Origin of the sequence: uncultured Rothia sp. (assembly GCF_937976295.1) — a bacterium.
Lineage (GTDB): Bacteria > Actinomycetota > Actinomycetes > Actinomycetales > Micrococcaceae > Rothia.
Genome location: NZ_CALJRY010000244.1, coordinates 1 through 2,359, shown reverse-complemented (window position 1 = coordinate 2,359; position 2,359 = coordinate 1). Strand labels below are relative to the sequence as shown.

2 protein-coding genes are annotated in these 2,359 nt (G+C 59.8%); both read right to left on the bottom strand.

What is annotated here, in order from left to right; translation table 11 throughout:
- Nucleotides 1-277: 277 nt before the first annotated feature.
- The gene (locus tag Q0216_RS06600; RefSeq protein ID WP_049333904.1) at nucleotides 278-1,429 is read right to left on the bottom strand and encodes a PLP-dependent aspartate aminotransferase family protein; all 1,152 of its coding nucleotides are present in this window, start codon (nucleotides 1,427-1,429) and stop codon (nucleotides 278-280) included.
- A gap of 567 nt (nucleotides 1,430-1,996) precedes the next feature.
- Nucleotides 1,997-2,359, bottom strand: a 363-nt coding sequence (locus Q0216_RS06595) for a CoA-binding protein (RefSeq protein WP_298593919.1), incomplete at its 5' end; no start/stop codon positions are given.

Sequence of the window (2,359 nt, the reverse complement as noted above, 5' to 3'; positions counted from 1 at the left end):
GCGGGCGTAGCTGGTATTCGTCGTGTATCCGAGATTTACCCTACCCGCATTTTTTATGCCGTTCTAACCCCGCGTCACGGGGGTTAATATGTTCACGCAACGTCATATAAAAATGCGGTGAGGGTGCACAAAATACCCGAATCAAAAACATTCTTTTACATTGAAAGAAATACGTTAATCCGGGTATTTTGAGTAATTATTATGGGTGACATTACGCCGCGTATTTGGGGCACCTCGAATCACGCGATACGGTCGTGCGGTGCCTCATGTTCAGGGACTATGCCTGATGCGCCAGGGCTGCGGTCAGGCCGCGCTCCAAATCCTCGATAATGTCCTCAATCTCCTCGATGCCGATGGCCAGGCGGATGAGGTTGTCGCTCACGCCGTATTCGTCGCGGTGCGCCTGCGTGTAGGCGGCCTGCACCATGAGCGCGGGACGAACCACCAGCGACTCGATGCCGCCCAGGCTCACTGCGTGGCTGAAAATCTTCAGGGCTTCGAGGAAGGCGGGCAGGTCTGCGCCGTCCACCAGCTCCATGGAGATGAGCGCGCCCAGGCCGTTCGCTTGGCGGGCGTGCACCTGCGCCTCGTACTCGCTGTGCGAACCCGCGTAGAGCACGCGCTTCACGGCGGGGTGCGCCTCCAGGTAGTTGATGACCTCGATGGTGTTCTTCTGCTGCTGGGTCAGGCGCAGCTTGAGGGTCTTGACCTCCTGCAGCAGGCGGTAGGAGTCGGTGGGCGAAAGCATTGCGCCGGTAATCATCTGCAGGTGCCAGAGGCGCTCGGCGAGCGCGTCATCGTTGGTTGCGGCGACGCCTCCGAGCAGGTCGGCGTGGCCGCCCAGGTACTTGGTGGCGGACTGCACGCTGATGTCTGCGCCCAGGTCGAGGGGCTTCTGCAGCAGCGGGGTCATGAAGGTGTTGTCGACGACCACGATTGCGCCGTTGCGGTGCGCGATTTCGGCGATGGCGGCGATGTCACTCACGCGCAGTAGCGGGTTGGAGGGGCTTTCCAGGAAAACCATGGTCACATTATCTGCGAAGTCTTCATCGGTGAGGGCCGTGAAGTCGCCGATGAAGCGGGTCTTGACGCCGCGGGCGGGCAGCTCGATGGTCGCGAATCGGTAGGTGCCGCCGTAGGAGGGCATACCCAGCAGTAGAGTTTCGCCTTCTTTCAGGATTCCGAGGGCGGCAGCGGTGGCGCCCATTCCGGAGGGGTAGGCGAAGGCGTGCTTGGCGCCTTCGAGGGTTGCGAGCGTGGTTTCGAGGGCCGCGCGGGTGGGGTTGCCGCCGCGCTGGTAGTCGTAGGGGCCTTCGGTGCCGTCACAGGGCTGGGCGTAGGTGGTGGTCGTGTAGATCGGAGGCAGGATGGAGCCGTACGGGTTGTCGCGGTCCGTAGTGTGAATTGCCTTCGTCGTGAATCCGGTCATGCTGTCCTCGGCTAAGGTTGGGCATAAAATGCGGGGATAAATACACTGCCAGCTTAGGCTTCGCCGAGGATACTGGCTAGTTTATTCGGGTATATGACCGAGTGACTTTTTATGACTGAAATTCGCCGTCATATGTCGTATTCATGACAATATATTTCGTCATAATTCTTGCGCCGCAGGATATTCACGCGGGACGTTCATGAGGCGCGGCGCGGTACCTGCTTTCGATGTGAAAAGGCCCGGCGGTCGGTACGCGTGTGTGCTGTGTGCCGGCCGCCGGGCTCCACACTAGGATACCGGCTCAGCACCCCAGAACATAGAGGTAAGGTTTACCTCAAAGCTGAAATGCTCTCCACAAGGGGCGATGCTACGCTCTCAGCCTTACCCACAACGCACCGGATGCTCTGCCGGGCACTACAGTGGGAGCTATATCAGGCGCCATATCAGGCATAGACAGAAGGAGGGGCGCACCCGGGAAACACCCCGGGCACGCCCCCTCGTTCAAACGCTCACAAGCGCCTAATTTTTGTAATTACAAGCCGCAGCGGCTCATACAGCGCAGGCTGTTTACTTCGACAGCACCTGACGCTTCGCAGAAATCACGCCCGTGTTGAAACCAGCCAGGTGCAGGCCACCGTGGAAACGCGCGTGCTCAATCTTCACGCACTTATCCATCACCACGTTCAGGCCGGCAGCCTCACCAATCGCGGCCGCCTCCTCGTTCCAAGAGCCCAGCTGCATCCACACGGTCTTCGCGCCCAGATCCACAGCCTCCTGAACCACGCCCGGCAGGTCCTCATTACGGCGGAAAATCTCCACCAGATCCGGAACCTCCGGCAGGTCCTGCAGCGACGGGTACACCGGCTGACCCAGCACAAGCTTGCCCTTCGCCGCCAGAATCGGGTTCACAAAATACAGCTTGTACGGCGA

Excerpts from the sequence above, each read along its gene's own strand:
- Q0216_RS06600 (WP_049333904.1), bottom strand. The coding sequence starts at position 1,429 with ATGACCGGATTCACGACGAAGGCAATTCACACTACGGACCGCGACAAC.